The organism is Rouxiella sp. Mn2063, from assembly GCF_049319665.1.
Lineage (GTDB): Bacteria > Pseudomonadota > Gammaproteobacteria > Enterobacterales > Enterobacteriaceae > JBMOUD01.
In genome coordinates, this window is sequence record NZ_JBMOUD010000002.1 from 243,129 (window position 1) to 259,152 (window position 16,024).

The 16,024-nt window shown below is 48.3% G+C and carries 17 protein-coding genes; 3 read left to right on the plus strand and 14 right to left on the minus strand.

All coding sequences use genetic code 11. The features are described 5' to 3' along the window. Positions 1-77 precede the first annotated feature (77 nt). On the minus strand, positions 78-920 hold the full coding sequence (locus ACL9RG_RS04475; protein ID WP_422791387.1) for a 23S rRNA (adenine(2030)-N(6))-methyltransferase RlmJ: 843 nt from the start codon (positions 918-920) through the stop codon (positions 78-80). A gap of 272 nt (positions 921-1,192) precedes the next feature. Between ACL9RG_RS04475 and ACL9RG_RS04480 the strand changes: the two genes are divergently transcribed. Further along, a complete protein-coding gene (locus tag ACL9RG_RS04480) occupies positions 1,193-1,732 on the plus strand; it encodes a GNAT family N-acetyltransferase (protein ID WP_422791388.1) in 540 nt (179 codons plus the stop codon). Between the two features lie 65 nt (positions 1,733-1,797). Here ACL9RG_RS04480 and ACL9RG_RS04485 read toward each other — a convergent pair whose 3' ends face one another. From ACL9RG_RS04485 to gatZ, 6 genes are read right to left on the minus strand one after another with little or no spacing between them, the layout of a single operon-like run. Next, positions 1,798-2,652 carry a tagatose bisphosphate family class II aldolase gene (locus ACL9RG_RS04485; RefSeq protein WP_422791389.1) on the minus strand — a complete coding sequence of 285 codons (855 nt, stop codon included), beginning with the start codon at positions 2,650-2,652 and terminating at the stop codon, positions 1,798-1,800. Between the two features lie 3 nt (positions 2,653-2,655). Continuing rightward, positions 2,656-3,699, minus strand: coding sequence for a galactitol-1-phosphate 5-dehydrogenase (gene gatD, locus ACL9RG_RS04490; RefSeq protein ID WP_422791390.1), 1,044 nt, complete (start codon positions 3,697-3,699; stop codon positions 2,656-2,658). A 43-nt stretch (positions 3,700-3,742) separates the two neighbouring features. Beyond that, entirely contained in the window at positions 3,743-5,116 is a 1,374-nt protein-coding gene (locus ACL9RG_RS04495) for a galactitol-specific PTS transporter subunit IIC (RefSeq protein WP_422791391.1), read from the minus strand. Between the two features lie 4 nt (positions 5,117-5,120). Next, positions 5,121-5,405 carry a PTS galactitol transporter subunit IIB gene (gene gatB / locus ACL9RG_RS04500; protein WP_422791392.1) on the minus strand — a complete coding sequence of 95 codons (285 nt, stop codon included), beginning with the start codon at positions 5,403-5,405 and terminating at the stop codon, positions 5,121-5,123. Next, positions 5,402-5,920 carry a PTS galactitol transporter subunit IIA gene (gene gatA / locus ACL9RG_RS04505; protein WP_422791393.1) on the minus strand — a complete coding sequence of 173 codons (519 nt, stop codon included), beginning with the start codon at positions 5,918-5,920 and terminating at the stop codon, positions 5,402-5,404. Before gatA ends, gatB begins: the two co-directional genes overlap by 4 nt. Beyond that, a complete protein-coding gene (gene gatZ, locus ACL9RG_RS04510) occupies positions 5,913-7,208 on the minus strand; it encodes a tagatose-bisphosphate aldolase subunit GatZ (RefSeq protein ID WP_422791394.1) in 1,296 nt (431 codons plus the stop codon). Before gatZ ends, gatA begins: the two co-directional genes overlap by 8 nt. 303 nt (positions 7,209-7,511) lie before the next feature. Between gatZ and ACL9RG_RS04515 the strand changes: the two genes are divergently transcribed. Further along, complete coding sequence (locus tag ACL9RG_RS04515; RefSeq protein WP_422791590.1) at positions 7,512-8,294, plus strand: DeoR/GlpR family DNA-binding transcription regulator; 783 nt, start codon at positions 7,512-7,514, stop codon at positions 8,292-8,294. Positions 8,295-8,500: 206 nt separating this feature from the next. Here ACL9RG_RS04515 and ACL9RG_RS04520 read toward each other — a convergent pair whose 3' ends face one another. Together ACL9RG_RS04520 and ACL9RG_RS04525 are read right to left on the minus strand one after the other, a co-directional pair. Then, a complete protein-coding gene (locus ACL9RG_RS04520; RefSeq protein WP_422791395.1) occupies positions 8,501-9,178 on the minus strand; it encodes a YadA C-terminal domain-containing protein in 678 nt (225 codons plus the stop codon). 300 nt (positions 9,179-9,478) lie between these two features. After that, a complete protein-coding gene (locus tag ACL9RG_RS04525) occupies positions 9,479-10,264 on the minus strand; it encodes an ABC transporter substrate-binding protein (protein WP_422791396.1) in 786 nt (261 codons plus the stop codon). A gap of 386 nt (positions 10,265-10,650) precedes the next feature. Between ACL9RG_RS04525 and ACL9RG_RS04530 the strand changes: the two genes are divergently transcribed. Next, a complete protein-coding gene (locus tag ACL9RG_RS04530; RefSeq protein ID WP_422791397.1) occupies positions 10,651-11,250 on the plus strand; it encodes a TetR/AcrR family transcriptional regulator in 600 nt (199 codons plus the stop codon). Positions 11,251-11,283: 33 nt separating this feature from the next. Here the strand turns inward: ACL9RG_RS04530 and ACL9RG_RS04535 are convergent, their stop codons facing one another. The 5 genes from ACL9RG_RS04535 to cybC all read right to left on the minus strand — a co-directional run bounded on the left by ACL9RG_RS04535 (position 11,284) and on the right by cybC (position 16,005). Further along, complete coding sequence (locus ACL9RG_RS04535; protein ID WP_422791398.1) at positions 11,284-12,030, minus strand: SDR family oxidoreductase; 747 nt, start codon at positions 12,028-12,030, stop codon at positions 11,284-11,286. A 209-nt stretch (positions 12,031-12,239) separates the two neighbouring features. Further along, positions 12,240-12,848 (minus strand): NAD(P)-dependent oxidoreductase, encoded by a 609-nt coding sequence (locus ACL9RG_RS04540; protein WP_422791399.1) that lies wholly within the window; start codon positions 12,846-12,848, stop codon positions 12,240-12,242. Positions 12,849-13,133: 285 nt separating this feature from the next. Further along, positions 13,134-14,423, minus strand: a complete 1,290-nt coding sequence (locus tag ACL9RG_RS04545; protein WP_422791401.1) for an OprD family outer membrane porin — start codon at positions 14,421-14,423, stop codon at positions 13,134-13,136. Between the two features lie 5 nt (positions 14,424-14,428). Beyond that, on the minus strand, positions 14,429-15,562 hold the full coding sequence (locus ACL9RG_RS04550) for an ABC transporter substrate-binding protein (RefSeq protein ID WP_422791402.1): 1,134 nt from the start codon (positions 15,560-15,562) through the stop codon (positions 14,429-14,431). 56 nt (positions 15,563-15,618) lie between these two features. Continuing rightward, on the minus strand, positions 15,619-16,005 hold the full coding sequence (cybC, locus tag ACL9RG_RS04555) for a cytochrome b562 (protein WP_422791403.1): 387 nt from the start codon (positions 16,003-16,005) through the stop codon (positions 15,619-15,621). Positions 16,006-16,024: the final 19 nt, after the last annotated feature.

Sequence of the window (16,024 nt, forward strand, 5' to 3'; positions counted from 1 at the left end):
TTGTCGCAAAGTTTGCATCAATGGCTGCGATAGGTTTGAGAATTCAATGCATATCTCAACCTGCAAAATAACGCTTATTACTCAGGTACGACCCATTTCACTAGCTGGTGGCCGTTGCCTTCTGGTGCTAGCGTTTTTAGCAACCAAGGTAGAACATTGTTCATCTGCTGTTCCAGCTTCCACGGCGGGTTGATCACAATCATGCCCGATGCAGTCATGCCTCGCTGATCGCTATCTGGACGAACGCCCAGCTCGATTTGCAGAATACGGCGAATGCCGGTCGCTTCCAAATCACGCAACATACGTTTGATCTGCTGGCGCATGACGACCGGATACCACAGCGCGTAAGTGCCGGTAGCAAAACGCTTGTAACCTTCCTGAATCGCTTTCACCACATCTTGATAATCGGTTTTCAGCTCGTATGGCGGGTCCATCAGGATCAGGCCACGACGTGAAGGGGGCGGCAACTGTGCTTTTAACTGCTGATAGCCATCGGCACGAGATACGCGTGCACGATCGTCTTTCTGGAACTCACTGCGCAGCAGCGGGAAATCGCTCGGGTGCAGTTCGGTCATCTGTAACTTGTCGTCTTCACGCAATAGCTGGCGAGCAATCAGCGGTGAACCTGGGTAATAACGCAGGCTTTCGTTGCGGTTGAAGTGGTTGATCACCGACATATAAGGAGCCAGCTCGGCAGGTAAATCGTCGCGTTGCCACAGACGAGCGATCCCTTCCAGATATTCCCCTGTACGCTCGGCGTGTTCGCCGCTCAGCTGATAGCGTCCTGCTCCGGCATGAGTGTCCAGATACAGGAACGGTTTCTCTTTTTCTTTCAAAGATTCAATGATCAGGCTCTGAACGGTATGTTTCAGCACGTCGGCATGGTTGCCTGCATGGAAGCTGTGGCGGTAACTTAGCATTGGGTTCTCTTGTGTTTGAAAATGTTAAATTTTCAATTTAAAACCATCGTGTTAAATGATTTTTGTGTGATGTATTTTGATATTCAGACACTTTTTTCGATAGGTAGTGAGCTATCAGAACAGAAAAAAGCGCAGGATGATGGCTAGTATAAACTGTTTAAACGATAAAAAGTTACCCGCGTCATTCTTCGATAAGTGGCAGAGTAGTTTTTCTGACGAAATACGTTGGGTGAGGAGCGTGATATGGCAAATCAGCAGATAACATTGAGGGGATGCCTGTGGGGGCGCTGACCGTTAGAGAAGCAAAAACGTCTGATGCCGCTGAGCTCGCACGTTTGCACGTTGCAGTGTGGCGTGAAACCTACCGCCAATTGGCTCCTGTAGGGGCTTTTGCTGCGTTAGATGAAACACGACGTTTGGCTTTCTGGCTGGATAAATTTGCCCACCCATCGGGTAGGCAGGTGATACTCCTGGCTGAACTTGATGGCAACCTGGTTGGTTTTACGTTGGCATCTGAATCAGTCAATCCGCAAATTGGTGCGATGGCTGAAATTAAATTGTTGTATATCGACAGGCGGTTTGCGCGGCAGGGTATTGGGCGTCATCTGTTGGCAGAGGTTGCCTTATGCCTCAAAAATAGCGGCTTTACTGGTGCGGCGCTCGGTGTAGTGGAAGGAAATACCCCAGCGATTCGTTTCTACTCGGCACTGGGGGGACAAGAGTTGGGGCGCTATACCGATTCTGGCCCGTTGTGGCTTTCGCCAAATATTATTTACGCCTGGCATGATATCGAACAATTGCTCCGACTCTAATCAATACTGTGCGCGCTGCCAAAGGCTTATTGGCAGCGCGAGAGAAGGCGTAGCATAACCCGCCGTCAAAGCTGACCGGCGCTACCACAAATATGGATTTTCTCTTCAACGACTTTTTGCATCGCGGCCTTGCCGGGGCCGAGGTATTTACGCGGATCGTTAGCTTTGGGATGAGTGGCGAAATAGCCTTTTATCGCGTCAGCAAAGGCGATTTTCAGATCTGTGGCGACATTAACTTTGCAAACGCCAAGCCCAATCGCTTGTTTAATCATGGCTTCTGGTATGCCAGATGCGCCATGCAGTACTAACGGAATATCAACCTGCTGGCGAATTTTGGCTAAGCGCTCAAAGTCCAGATTTGGCTCGCCCTGATATAAACCGTGCGCAGAACCGATGGCGACCGCCAGCGAGTCGATGCCAGTACGTTGTACAAACTCTTTGGCAGCAAGCGGATCGGTAAAGAAGCTGTCTGCGGCACTGACATCAAGATCGTCTTCTTGCCCACCGAGTCGGCCCAGCTCTGCTTCAACGCTGGCCGAAAATCGTCGGCACAGGCGCACCACCTGGCTCACTTTGTCGATGTTCTGCTCGAAGTTAAAATGCGAGGCATCAATCATCACCGATCGCACGCCAGTACGGACCTTATGTTCGATATCGGTCAGTTCTTCATGGTGATCCAGATGCAGGGCGAAAGGCAGGCGATAACGTCGCGCGGCCTCCTGACAAATCGACACTAAAAAATCGAGCCCTGCGTAGCTGAAGGTACCCGGCGTCCCCGCCATAATCACTGGTGAATTCAATTTCGCGGCAGTTTCCGCAACCACTTGCACAGTTTCAAGGTTATGCACATTAAAGGCGGGCACCGCGTAGCCCTCACGCTGCGCTTTATTTAGCATCTCGCGGTTTGAAATCAGATACATAGCTTAGCGCTCCGTCATGTTGAGTAGAATTTTACCCGCCATCGGTTTCCCGGCCAGCGCGTTAACGCTATCGGCGAAATGCTGCGCATTCCCCATGGTGGCAATCAGCGGTTCTAATTGCAGCTGCTCGCATAAATCAATCGCCTGCTGCCATTCGCTGCCCGGCCAAGGCGCGGAGTAATTCATCCAACTGCCCAGAATTTTCAGCTCTTTGCGCAAAATAAAGCCGAAGGTTTTTGCTGAAAGTTGCAGGTCTTTATGCAGGGTGCCGACCAGTGCAACCTGTGCATGAGGGCCGGCAATATCTAACGCCAGCGCAACGGTTTGCGGCGTACCGGCGGTTTCCAGAATTAACTGATCAAAGCGGCGTGGTGCTAGCTGAGTGGCAATGTCTTCTGCACTCATTTCGCTACTGTTATAAACAAATGAGGCGCCGGTCTGCTGTGCAAGTGCTAAGCGCTGTGGGTTGATATCGATAGCCGTTACCGCCTTGGCTCCCAGGGCTCTCGCGCACTGGATTGCGAGCTGGCCGATGGTCCCTGCACCAATCACAATCACCTCTTTACCCGCACATCCTCCGGCCAGCTTCAAAGCGTGCAGACCGACGGTAATAGGTTCTAGAAATGCCCCTTGTAATAGCGATGAGCCTGCTGGCAGTTTGAACAGATTGCTGCGCGGTACGACAAGGTATTCTGTATTGCCGCCGTCGCTGCGCGAGCCAATAAACTGATAATGCTTACATTGTGAGAAGGCATGGCGCTGGCACTCTTCACAGGCAAAACAGGGCTGTAACGGTACGCAAACTACCGCGTCTCCGGCGGTTAAATCTCGGACATTCTCACCATATTCGACGACTTCTGCGCTGAACTCATGGCCGAGAGTGATCGGATAAAAATGCGCGCCCTGAGCAAAAATGCGCGGGATATCTGAGCCACACAATCCTGAATAAGCAATCCGTACTAATACATCATCCGGGTGCTGCACGGTTGGTACTGGTCTTTCTTCGACCAACACTTTCCCGTCAGCGTGAACCACAACTGATTTCATTTTAAGCTCCATAACGGGGGCTTGTTATCCCCCGTTAGCTAGGTTAGATAGCGCTAGATTCGTTCGATGCGGCGGCGTGTTTTTCTGCCTGGATAAAGCCTTTTGCGCGGCGCCATGTCAGAAAGACACCGACGGCATAAACCACGCCAATGACGGCTAAACCGCTAAGGTTTTGCCAGGTACAAAGTTGAATCAGTAGATATGTGATAGGTGAGCCGCCCTGATCCATGGATGCAACCTGGCTGCCCGCTTTCAGCGCACCGGCATTGGCGGCCAGCTGGGTTTGTAATCCGATGGTCTGGGTCGCAATCCATAGCGTAATAGCCATGATGATGGCGCCAGAGATCAATGTGCGGAAGAGATTCCCTTGGTGTACGGCCACGGCGATGGCGACAAAGAAGCCGATCGTTGCCAGATCGCCAAAAGGCAGTACCTGGTTCCCCGGCACAATAACGGCGATAAGTATGGTTAGTGGGATAAAAATAAGGCTGGCAGAAACCACCGCAGTGTGGCCCAGCAGTAGCGCGGGGTCCAGACCAATCAAGAATTCTTGCCCGCCGAATTTTGCCTGTAAACGCGTTCTTGCATGGCGGGCAATCGGGGTCAATCCATCCATAATTGGTTTAATCACGCGTGGCATCAGTAACATCACCGCCGCTGTTTTCACTGCCAGTTGCAGCATATTTTTGGCGTCATAACCGGCGAGATAGCCGATGATTAAGCCCATAACAAACCCGACGGTCACCGGCTCGCCAAAAGGCCCGAAGCGTTTTTGTACGTCGTCAGCGCTGAAGTGGATGTTACGCAGGCCGGGGATTTTCTCAATGATGGTATCAACCAGCACGGCGATTGGCCCAAGATAGGCCGAGGTGCCGTGTGGAATGGCGATGCCTTCAAGATTGAAAAAGTCGCGGGTATCTTTGGCAAACCAGTCACCCAGCTTGTAAACAAAGGCGGCATGGACCACCACGCCCATAATACCCAGCCAGTAAGAACCAGTGGCGATATGTAACATGGCACCGGTGAACGTCATATGCCAGATGTTCCAAATATCGACATTCACCACGCGAGTCATGCGTGTCACCAACATCAGAATGTTGACCCCAATGGCGACCGGAATGGCCACCAAGGCGATTTGTGAAGCCCATGTCATTGGTGATGAGCCGGGCCAGCCAATATCGACCACCTGTAGACCGATTTTAAAATGTTCCGCCATTGCTTTGGCTGCCGGGCCAATCGACTCTAGCATCAGACCGATAACCAACCCGATCCCAACAAAACCGATGCCAATATGCAGGCCAGCTTTAAAGGAATCGCCAATTTTCATCCCCAGTATTACCGAGAAAATGATAATAACTAAGGGCAGCATGACAGTCGGACCGAGGTCCAGGATATAACGCATGATGTCGGTAAACATGGGATTACTCCTGCAACAACGCGAGTATTTTTTCTTTTAATGTGTCGATACCTACGCCTGAAACGAACGGCATACCGTGTACGACGGGAATATTGCCAAACTGACGATCGACGCGTGCGGTAGTACAAATTAAATCTGCGCCATCCATATAGGTTTCGATTTCGGTTACCCGACACTGAATGAGATCAAGCGTGATGCCATTGTCCGCACAGAGTTCTTTGATCTCTTCTGCGGCGAGAGTGGATGTCGCCACCGCGCCGCCACAGGCGACGATAATTTTTCTTTTCACAATAAGGCTCCTTGGTGTTGGGATGTTGTTGTTGTCATTTTTGTTGTGGGTGATGGCTCATTCGCCGAGGGAAAAACCTGCTGTTTAAAGATGTCTGCCAGCTGGTTTTCCTGTGCGCTAAGTAGCTGCTCAACGAAGGTTGGCTCTTGTAATTGGCCGAATAAATTACGCAGCAGCATCAGTTGTTCTGCAGGGTGAGTAACGATCAAAGCGATAATTAAGGATGCACCGACTTGGTTATCATCATCGGCTTGAGCAAAAGGCACCGGGCTATCGGGACGAATCAGGTAAATTGCCGGTTCAATGGCATGCTCAGCTTCGCAATGTGGGATCGCAATCGCATGATTTTCCAGCATGATCCCGGTTGGAAACTCGGCTTCCCGGTATAGCAAGGCTTGGGGATAGGAGCTTTTGACGACGCCTGCTTGCAACATCGTTTTGCCGATATGGGTTAATGCTTGTTCGGCATCGCGAAAAGCTATCCCCGTTTTGACGAAAATCTGGCAGCTATGCATGGCAGATTACCTCCGCATTGGCGGGGGCAGCAGTGCAACCATAGCGATAGGCACGCAACACATCCTGAATTTTATCGATGATAAGTTCATGTGGCGCTGCGCTGAGATCACCAGACATAACACGTTCGAACTGTATCGGCATAAACTGGCTTAGCAGGCCAAGCGGCAGAGTGATTGTCTGTAAATTATGCAGCATGGCTTCAACCGCATGGTTGATACGTGGATGCGGCCAGTAATAGCGAATACGGTCAGAAAGGCTGAAGTGCAGGTCAATTAATGAGCGGCTAAACGTCGCGTGATAATACTTTTTCCAGTAGTCCGGCTCATCGAGCATGACGCGGTCGATAACAGCCATGACTTGGCTCTGTTCATCTGGAGCGATTAATGCCTGTTCTATATTGGCCAGAGCAAAAATAGCTTCGCGTAGCGCGAATGTCAGCGCTGGACCCACTTTCAAAATAGCGAAATGATCTTCTACCAGCTGACGATAGGATTCACGAGTTTGGTAATCGGTGGAATGTGCTTCATAAACCAATGGTGTTGTTGCAATAAAGGCCGATAGCTCGTGGGCTAATCCGCGCTGATAATGGATCACGCTGCTGTGATCGAACTCCACGCCCGGTTGCACAACAATAGCAATAATACGTGGAATAGCGGCTTGTAGGTCCGCCTCAGTAAAGGCTTGGTGATGTAAGTCGATAGTGGCTTGCGCATCGTTGGCGTGCGTAATATGTACCTGCTCGATAGCGGCAGATTCGCCACCGGGAACTGGAACCTCGGTACCAATGACATAAGTGAGCCGTTGTTTTTGCTGTTCAGTTGCCGTTTGTTCAGCGACAGCGCACAGGCGAGCCGCTCTAGCAGCAACCACTGCCGGATCTAAAGGCACGGGATCGTCAGCGCATGACATCGAGGCATCAAGATGGATTTTGCTAAAACCTGCGGCAACATAGCTGGCAATTAACTCCTCTGCTTTCTCCATGGCACTTTGTGCATTTTCGTTTTGCCAGCAGTTTGGGCCTAAATGATCGCCGCCTAAGATCAAACGTTGCTGCGGGAAGCCAACCTGTTGTGCAATATTCCAAACAAACTCCCGGAAATCAGCAGGCTGCATACCGGTATAGCCGCCGAACTGGTTGACTTGATTCGATGTGGCTTCGATCAGCACCTGGCGATCTGAATCAAGATCCAGACGCAATGCAGCCTCGATCACTAGCGGATGCGCTGAGCAGACAGAACAGATACCGATGGATTGACCACTTTTGTGTAGTTTCAAAATATCTTTCATTTAATCCTCCGTTTATTTCCGAAAAGAATCGTATCATTTCGAAATGCACGCAATACCCTTTTGTATGATCCGTGACTAAGATCGAAGTATTCCGTTATCTTTCGACATGGCATTACTTTTTTTCTTCGAGATACCTTGAAGGGTTATAGTTTTGTTTTGTCTGTTGTTTTGATAACTGGATAAAAAATTAATGCAATATTTTCAATTGATTGCTGTTAATTTCACTAGCCGTTATTTTTTACCTCCCATTTTCGAAGTCTTTTGTTTAAACTGGATGTAATGTTTAGCAGCAGGCATGAAATGATGAATTCTTATGAAAGGCGTCAAAAAATAGTTGAGATGGCGAATGAGCAGGGCAGTGTTTTAGTTTCGGATCTTTCGTCTTTCTTCGAGGTTTCGGAAGTCACTATTCGCGCCGATTTACGTTTGATGGAACAAAAGGGGTTGTTGACGCGATTCCATGGAGGGGCTGGCAAAGGCGTGCCAAAAATTGAGCAGAGCAGTGCTGGTTCGCAGGGAGAGATGATATTAGAAGAGAGATATCGTCAGGCAGAAGACCCGAAAAAGCGTATTGCTATCGCGGCTGCAGCGATGGTGAAACCCGGTGATACGGTGATCCTCGATAGTGGGAGCACCACGATGTTGATTGCTGAAGAGCTCGTGAAAGCTGGCAATATCACCGTGATCACGAATAATTTGCCGGCGGCTTTTGTGTTATCAGAAAACCCCGACGTGACGCTGGTGGTATGCGGCGGAACGCTGCGGCATAAGACGCGTTCGCTGCACGGCAATATTACTGAGTTCGCGCTGCGCGGTATTGTGGCTAATTTGATGTTTGTTGGTGCGGATGGTTTAGATGCCAGCAGCGGCATCACGACATTCAATGAAGGCTACTCGATTAGCGCGATTATGGCGCAAGCGGCACGGCAGGTGGTGGTTGTGACCGATTCGAGCAAGTTTGGGCGTCGTGGCTTTAATCTGGTGTTACCGATGGACAAAATCGACACTATTATTACCGACAGTGGAATTAATGAAGAAGAATCACAGGCTTTGGCGAAGACCGCTGCAAATGTGATGATTGTTTAGTACTAGCCCAGCAATAATGGCAACAAAGAATACCTTTGTTGCCATATATTACTTGCTCATCAACCTATTTATTAACTATCGTGACACGCAAGGTCGAATAATAGGGTTAAACAGTCTATCCCCGTCATATTTGACGTTGCTTCTGTGTTAGCTATGTTCACTTATCGCCTTGAGGCAATTTCAATTATTTTTTGTATAGGTGATTATTACCACTCGAAATTCACTGCCGCATTATATGAGGTGCCTTTAAAATCCTCTGTATTGGTTGCTACACCCACTTTCGCGGCGACTTGCTCAGTTAAACGATAGCCAGAACCAAGAGCTAACGCATTGGTAGATTCATATCCACCTAGCGACATTGAAAGGTTAAATTTACCAACGCTGTATGGTTGGAATAAACCAGATAGCGCTGCTTGTGAAGCAAAACCTCTTTTCATAGTATGGTCGAGTCTATCAACACGGCCATTTAACCAGTTAACATCTCTATTTAATGTATTTAAATTTGCTCCGACTTTGGCATTGGTAGCAGCCTGCTTGGTATTCACATTCCGCTGCTGGTCGTTCAGACCCTCTTGATTAGAATTCCACGTTTTTTGCGTTGAATTTACTTCGACCTGCTGGTTATTCAGAATATCTTGATTATCATTTTTAGCTTTTTGTTTACTATTGATATCGTTTTGTTTTTCAACTGAGGAATCCAGAGTATTACTCAGGTTTGAAACGTTACTTTTTATTATATTAAGATTTGTATTAGTTTTTGGTGCGTCTGCATGATTGGTACTATCTGCAGTGACGTCTGAATTCCATTGATTCCAACTTGGGGCTGATACGGCAGAAGTACTAATGAGGAAGGCAGATATTGCTATGACGGATGTTTTTTTCATTTTCTTTCCATAGAATAATGAGGGTTAATTTCGCATTACAATACCACCGAGAATTTTTATTCATATACCCCTATTAAGGTAATTTTTGTCGTTATATTTACTTTTAAAGAAAACGACATTAATTAGTTTAATTGTACGATTGTTGTGTAGTACTTATTAATATTAATGCTTGATGTCATAATAAAAATAAATAAAAGGACGGTGAATGGAATATAAGAATGTGGATATATTATATGCAGCCCGGTAATCACAATAAAACTTGATGAATATCGGGCTGGTCTTTACAATTTTTCTCTCAGCTTACGGCTTGTTGTTCTTAAACACGTCGAAAGTGAAGTATTTTTTCTCTAGCAGTTGGTAAACGCCACTGGCATGAATACCTGCCAGCGCAGTGTTGATCACTTGCAACTGAGCTTGATCGTCTTTGCGCAGTGCGATCGCCGCACCACCGCCTAGATATTGCGGATCCAAAACCGTTTTGCCGACAAAACCGAAATCAGCGCCTGCTTTGGTTTTCAAGAAACCGATTTCTGCGGTAGCGGCATTAGTAAAAGTGGCGTCAATACGGCCGGAGGCCAGGTCTTGGTTAACCGCATCTTGATTCGGGTAGGATACAACCTGTACACCTTTTCCCTGCCACATACCTTTGGCATAGGCTTCTTGTGTTGTCCCTTGTGCCACACCGATCACTTTGCCTTTCAGCGACTCTACCGTCGCGTCAAGATGGCTGCCTTTTGGCGCGACCAATACGCTTGGAATGTTGTATATCACATTAGAGAAATTCACCTGTGCCTTGCGTTTTTCGGTGATGGCCATTGCTGAAAGCACGGCATCAAATTTTTTGGCGTTCAGCGCTGGGATGATGCTGTCGTAGGCCGTTTCAACCCATTCGCATTTTGCATTGGCCTGTTTACAAATCGCGTTGCCTAAATCGATATCAAAACCCACGAGATTACCTTCGGGTGTTTTCGATTCGAAAGGCGGGAATGAAGGATCGACACCAAAACGGATAACAGTTTCCGCTTGGCTCATTGCGCTGAATGATCCCAGTAAAGCCGCCAGCACCATTAGGTTATATTTTTTCATGGTCTATTCCCCTGCAAATAGATAAAAATTGAGGATGCATATAAATTTACGATTTTTATTAATCAGTTTGTGTGTTGCGTATACAAAACGTGCTGCTTAATGAATATGGCTGTGCGGTCTGGTCAAGTCAAGAATATGGCTACGTTAAGTTGTAACCCATTAAAACCACGCTAATTTATCTCATAACGTGGCAACGTGACCGACAATAATAAGGCTTGGGCTTTCTACCGGCAGTGCCTGTTTTGCCAGAATCTTGCGTATGTTGTATTCGCAGGCGTAAATTAATTTGCTTTGTATTTTTTCGGCGAGGCAAATTCGTTGACCGGAAAAAGCGGGCTGTGTGATGCTTTAGCCCTCGAATATTCTCAATAAAAATGGATCGATTTATGGCTCGCCCACGTGAATTTGACTATGACCAAACAATGGCGACAGCGATCTCGGTGTTCAATCGTCTGGGATACCATGCAGTGACCACCGATGATTTGCGCCTGGCGATGGGCATTGGCCGCCAAAGCTTTTACAGTACTTTTGGTGGTAAGAGACAACTATTTTTAGCCGTATTGCAACGTTATACCGATGAAAGCGTGAGTAAGAAGATCGCTCGTTTGCAAAGCCATCATTCGGCTATTGCAGCCTTTGAGGCTCTATTAAGTACGGTGGCAGAAGAGACGGAAGAGGTACGTTTACAAGGTTGCCTGGGAATTAATACGCGCTGTGTATTTACACCGCAAGATAGCGAGGTAGAGGCTATCTTGCGGTCTGCGGGTACGCGGCTGCACACTGTAATAACACTGCGATTGCAGCAGGCGATAGCAGAAGGTGAGCTCTCGCCAATAGAAGATATTTCGAGCGCTGCCACGTTTATTCAGAATACATTGGTTGGTATCACGATTGCTGCTAAAACGGGAATTGCGCCTGAAGCGCTGCGTAATATGGCGAGCTTCGCGATTGGCGGGTTGCGCCATCAACCCCGTGTTTTACCATAATGCATCGTTTTATCATGCACAGTGTTATAGAAATTAAGCCAGATACCCACCATCAATAGTCATTGCAGAGCCGGTAATAAAGCTGGCTTCTTCCCCTGCAAGGTAGGCAACAAGTCCGGCAACTTCATCGTCTTTGCCCATGCGACCAAGTGGCAGCATGTTTAGAACTGCGTCCCTATGTGGGCTGTCTTTCGGATTCATATCGGTTTCTATCGGGCCGGGTTGCACCGTGTTAATAGTGATCTCTTTAGCTGCCAGATCAACGGCTAAACCTCTTACCATTCCGGCGACCGCTGATTTAGTCATTGCATAAACGCTGGTACCGGGGAATGCCGCCCGGTCTGCGACAATACTGCCGATAATGACGATTTTGCCGCCACGAGGCATAACATTAGCTGCAGCCTGCACGGCGAAGAAAGGGGCGCGCACGTTTACGGCTAACATGCGATCAAAATCTTCTACTGGAAATTTATCGACGGTATTTCGCAGCAAGATACCGGCGTTATTCACCAAAATATCCACGCGCCCGTGCGTAGACGAAACCACTTCAACGGCTGCACGGATGGCATCGACATTGGCGCTATCTGCTTGTATTGGTGTGACGTGAAAACCTTCTTGCGCCAATTGCTCACGTAACGCTTGCGCTTTTTCTGGCGCGCCGTTCCAAGTATAGAACAGGCTCGCGCCCTGACGGGCAAAACGCCTGACGATAGCGGCACCAATCCCCCGAGATCCCCCAAGAACTAATACAACTTTATCGGCAAAATCTGTGCTGTGCATTTTGATACCCCGTATAAAAAATAGATGTTTAACACTGGATGAAAAACGGATGAGCAGGAGCATAGATCGTTATGGACAAATATGTCCATAATTATTTAAGCCATAAAATAGTCTGATGATGGGGCGAAAAAGCAGGGGGCAGAGATCTGGGGTATTAATCTAAGGGCATCCACAGATAGTGGATGCCCTAAATAAATTGATATTTTAAATCAGTAGCCTACGGTAAATCTCTGACGGCTGTGAGCTGGTTTTTCGACTTCATCAACCAGCGCAATCGCATAGTCTTCAAATGAAATACTGCTGCCTTTCTCGTTGGCGAGAAGCTGGTCTTTGCCGAGACGGAATTTACCGGTGCGTTCACCCGGAACAAACAGGGCTGAAGGCGACAGGAACGTCCAATCTAACTGCTTTTCTTGACGTAACAAATCGAGGAATTTGCCGCCGGCCAACGCCTCTGGTTTGGCGAATTCAGGGAAATCTGGGGTCGTGATCAATTGCACACCAGGCGCGACTTCCAGGCTGCCGGCCCCGCCGACTACCAAATAGCGTTTTACGTGGGCAGCTTTGACGGCATCAATCAGAATACGCGGATCGCTGACCGTAAAATGCACCGAACTAATGACAACATCGTGACCTTTTAGCAATGCGGTGAGAGCCGCCTGGTCATTAGCATCGCCTTTCACCGCGGTAACGTGTGGGAGTGCGGCGATTTTTTCTGGATGGCGAGCGATAGCGGTAACGTGATGGCCGCGGTCTGATAGTTCTTTGAGGATACGTGCACCTGCTTTACCCGATGCACCGATGAGAGCGATAGACATAGTAAGATCCTTGGTTGAGGTAATATACATATAATCGTTTCAGAATTAACTGAACCGTACCTTGGGTGTAGAGCCGACTTACTCCCAGTAACCATAGCATCATCGATAAAAAGAAAGGTAATTTCGTTGGAATAAGAGAGTGCAAAAAGGAATATCTTTATCTGCTATTCAGCCCTGATAGCCTTTTGTTAACCTGTTTGGGGTATGTTTTGGGCCGCAGATTGTCGCCCGCAGCCCGATAGGTTGTTGCTCAAGTCGCTTTACTAGCTATGCGCTACTTCCACGCTAACCATGCACTAATCCAAACTTATAAGATACCAACAGGATATTTTGATCCTGACTGTGATTACCGGTCACGTTGGTGCGATAGGTGACGTTTTTCCACGCCACGGTGACGCCTTTTATCACACTGTCTGGCACGTTATAACTGAGTCCAAAGGTGCGGACCCACTCATTTTGTCCCGCCGCTTTACTGCTAGTGCGCGCATCGTGGCCGGAGACATAGGTGCTATTAAAGGCTACTCCTTGCAGGCCTATACGGCTCAAGTTATAGCTGTATTTCAGCACCCACTCTTTCTCATCCTGAGTTTTGAATTTCGACAGTGGTACTTCGCCGATAAGCCCTGAGTTGCCACCAGTCGTCCCCGTGACTACGCCGCCAACGCTTTGTCCCGGGTCAAGATACGGGAAGCCACTGCTGCCAGTTAATGCCTGATAACCTAGTCCGAAGGTATTGCCGAGCAGGGAATAGGAGACTAATCCGCCAATGGCATTATTATTAATCGGCCCACTAAACTGTGCGCCTACACCTTGGCTGTTGAAGTAGCGGATATCCGTAGATAGCTTGCCAATACTTAAGGGCGTTGCCGTAGTGATACCAACAAAGTTCTGCTGATACACATCATTGAGCCTGGCGTAATAGTAAGTCAGCCCTAAAGGTTTAATCGGATTCCAGGTTCCGCCAGCGTAGGTGAAACCAGAGCTGAACGCTTTGGCATTCCCCGTCGCTTTTAGCTTCTGTTCACCGTCCTGGTTACGCCCTTGTACGCGATCGATAAAACCGGCGTTAAGTATCACATCGGCAATATCTTGCGAACTAAAGGTGATGCCGCGATAAATTGAAGGCAGCAGGCGGCCATCATTAGATTGGATCACCGGCAGGTTGAGTTGTTGATAACCCGCACGCAATACCGACTGACTGACGCGTGCCTTCAACGCAAAACTGGCGCTGCCAAAGGTGTCTGGTGAGTTACCGGTGCTATCGGTCGGGAACAAACCGATAGCACCGTTTCTACCTTGCGGCCCATAAAGTTTCGCGCCGAGCATACCAATAGCGTCGGCACCAAACCCGATTGGGCCATCGGTATAACCCGAAATGCCTTCCAGAATAAAACCTTGTCCCCACTGTTCCGTGTTGGACTGGATCTTCGGCGCAGAGCGGTTGTGATTATTAAAATAGAGATTTCTTGCTTCAAAGTTTAGCTGGGCGCCGTCGGTTAACGACGCCTGAGCCTGGGTCGCAAGTATTGGCGCCGAAAGCGCCAATGAGAGTGCACAAATGCGCCTGACCTTCATCTTCATTATTTTGCTGTCGCCGGCTGATAAGAAAGGATGATTTGGTCATCAGGAATATGTGTGAAGCGTTTGATGATCTCGTGATAATCCTGCTCAGGATTGATATTGCTGAGCTGGGTTGGGTAAAAATCTTTCGCCAATACTTCTACGCCAATAATATTGTAAGGGTGGTTATAGAAGTGGTGATAAACCCCGGCAACGTGGCCTGCTTCAACCGCTGGAATTTGTTTCACACCCTGACGATTTAACAGCGCTGCAAATTTGCTTTTCACATCAGCGTATTGCGTGTTGTAGCCAAACGGCAGCACCGCATTACCTTTACCATCACGTTTTGAACCCGTCATCACGTAGAAATCAGGCTTCATGCTGATAATTTTTTCTACCGATACATAGCCCGTCGCACCTGGCAGCAATGATGAACCGATATTGGTGGCACCGGTTGCTTCAACTAAGCCGCCCCAGCCATTGTGAGCATGGGTAAAGCAGCACGCATCATCTAAGCCGCCGACCCCGGCGATAGGTTCAATAAAGACCGTTGGTTTTGGCGTAATAGCCGCAGTTTTTTGTTGGATCTCTGCAAGGTGCTGGCTGTAGAAATCGGTGTACTCTTTGGCGTGCTCTTCTCGATTAAGTACTTTACCCAGCAGCGTTACGCTTGGCACGGTGTCTTTCATCGGGTGCAGTTCGTAATCAACGAAGACCAGCGGAATATGCAGCTTTTGCAGCGTAGCGACCACACCCGTTTCAATCAGTGCCGGTTTGGCGCGTAATTGCGCGATCATTAGATCAGGGTTTTGCGCCAGAATCGTTTCGAGGTTCACATTACCTTTATCGGAGAAGCCCATATCGAGGATTTTCTCTGATTCCGGCCAGGTTTTACGCAACACATCCCAAGTGCCGGTATCTTGTCTTTTCGGCAGGTTATTCCAGGCAATCACGCGTTTAAAAGGGTCATCCCGGTCGAGCAGGGCCAGCGTTAAGATATCGCGGCCATCTTGTAAAATGATGCGATGCGGCTCTTTCTCTATTGTCACCGTACGATTATCCAGGTCAGTGACCGTGAGTGGATAGGTGCTGGCGCTAGCCAAGGCGGGAATAAGTAAAAACGTGCCAATAACAGCCTTAAATAAACGGCGCATAATATTGTTCCTGTTATGTAGGGGAGTAAGTGTCATTTTGGTTTTATAAAAACAAGTTAACGGTACTTCTGGTGATATTCATTACGAATGGCTTTCATCTTCTCTGCGCTGGCTTGTGCTTGCGATAAATCACCTTTATTAGCCAGGGCGAGAGCTTGATCGACATTGGCCACTAGCAGCGTTAAGCCGTGGCGAAAATCGACCATAGAAGGTGAATCAGCTTGTTGGCCTGCCAGACGCGTTGGTGTGCCTTGTTCGGCATCGAGTGCGGCAACGCGTATATTTTGTAGGGCTGTTTTAAATTCATCGAGCGATTGAGTTTGTTGCACGGTCGCGTAGTTCTCGGCAATGGTGCCCATATCAGAGCCAATATCGCCATTAGCTAACGCTGGTGCAGCCACGCTTCCTAGTAAAATCATCAAGATAAGTGTAGAGAGTCTCATGGGAAAATGTCCGACCTTA

Coding starts and splice junctions, on each gene's coding strand:
- ACL9RG_RS04475 (WP_422791387.1), bottom strand. CDS start 920: ATGCTAAGTTACCGCCACAGCTTCCATGCAGGCAACCATGCCGACGTG.
- ACL9RG_RS04480 (WP_422791388.1), top strand. CDS start 1,193: ATGCCTGTGGGGGCGCTGACCGTTAGAGAAGCAAAAACGTCTGATGCC.
- ACL9RG_RS04485 (WP_422791389.1), bottom strand. CDS start 2,652: ATGTATCTGATTTCAAACCGCGAGATGCTAAATAAAGCGCAGCGTGAG.
- gatD (WP_422791390.1), bottom strand. CDS start 3,699: ATGAAATCAGTTGTGGTTCACGCTGACGGGAAAGTGTTGGTCGAAGAA.
- ACL9RG_RS04495 (WP_422791391.1), bottom strand. CDS start 5,116: ATGTTTACCGACATCATGCGTTATATCCTGGACCTCGGTCCGACTGTC.
- gatA (WP_422791393.1), bottom strand. CDS start 5,920: ATGCATAGCTGCCAGATTTTCGTCAAAACGGGGATAGCTTTTCGCGAT.
- gatZ (WP_422791394.1), bottom strand. CDS start 7,208: ATGAAAGATATTTTGAAACTACACAAAAGTGGTCAATCCATCGGTATC.
- ACL9RG_RS04515 (WP_422791590.1), top strand. CDS start 7,512: ATGAATTCTTATGAAAGGCGTCAAAAAATAGTTGAGATGGCGAATGAG.
- ACL9RG_RS04520 (WP_422791395.1), bottom strand. CDS start 9,178: ATGAAAAAAACATCCGTCATAGCAATATCTGCCTTCCTCATTAGTACT.
- ACL9RG_RS04525 (WP_422791396.1), bottom strand. CDS start 10,264: ATGAAAAAATATAACCTAATGGTGCTGGCGGCTTTACTGGGATCATTC.
- ACL9RG_RS04530 (WP_422791397.1), top strand. CDS start 10,651: ATGGCTCGCCCACGTGAATTTGACTATGACCAAACAATGGCGACAGCG.
- ACL9RG_RS04535 (WP_422791398.1), bottom strand. CDS start 12,030: ATGCACAGCACAGATTTTGCCGATAAAGTTGTATTAGTTCTTGGGGGA.
- ACL9RG_RS04540 (WP_422791399.1), bottom strand. CDS start 12,848: ATGTCTATCGCTCTCATCGGTGCATCGGGTAAAGCAGGTGCACGTATC.
- ACL9RG_RS04545 (WP_422791401.1), bottom strand. CDS start 14,423: ATGAAGGTCAGGCGCATTTGTGCACTCTCATTGGCGCTTTCGGCGCCA.
- ACL9RG_RS04550 (WP_422791402.1), bottom strand. CDS start 15,562: ATGCGCCGTTTATTTAAGGCTGTTATTGGCACGTTTTTACTTATTCCC.
- cybC (WP_422791403.1), bottom strand. CDS start 16,005: ATGAGACTCTCTACACTTATCTTGATGATTTTACTAGGAAGCGTGGCT.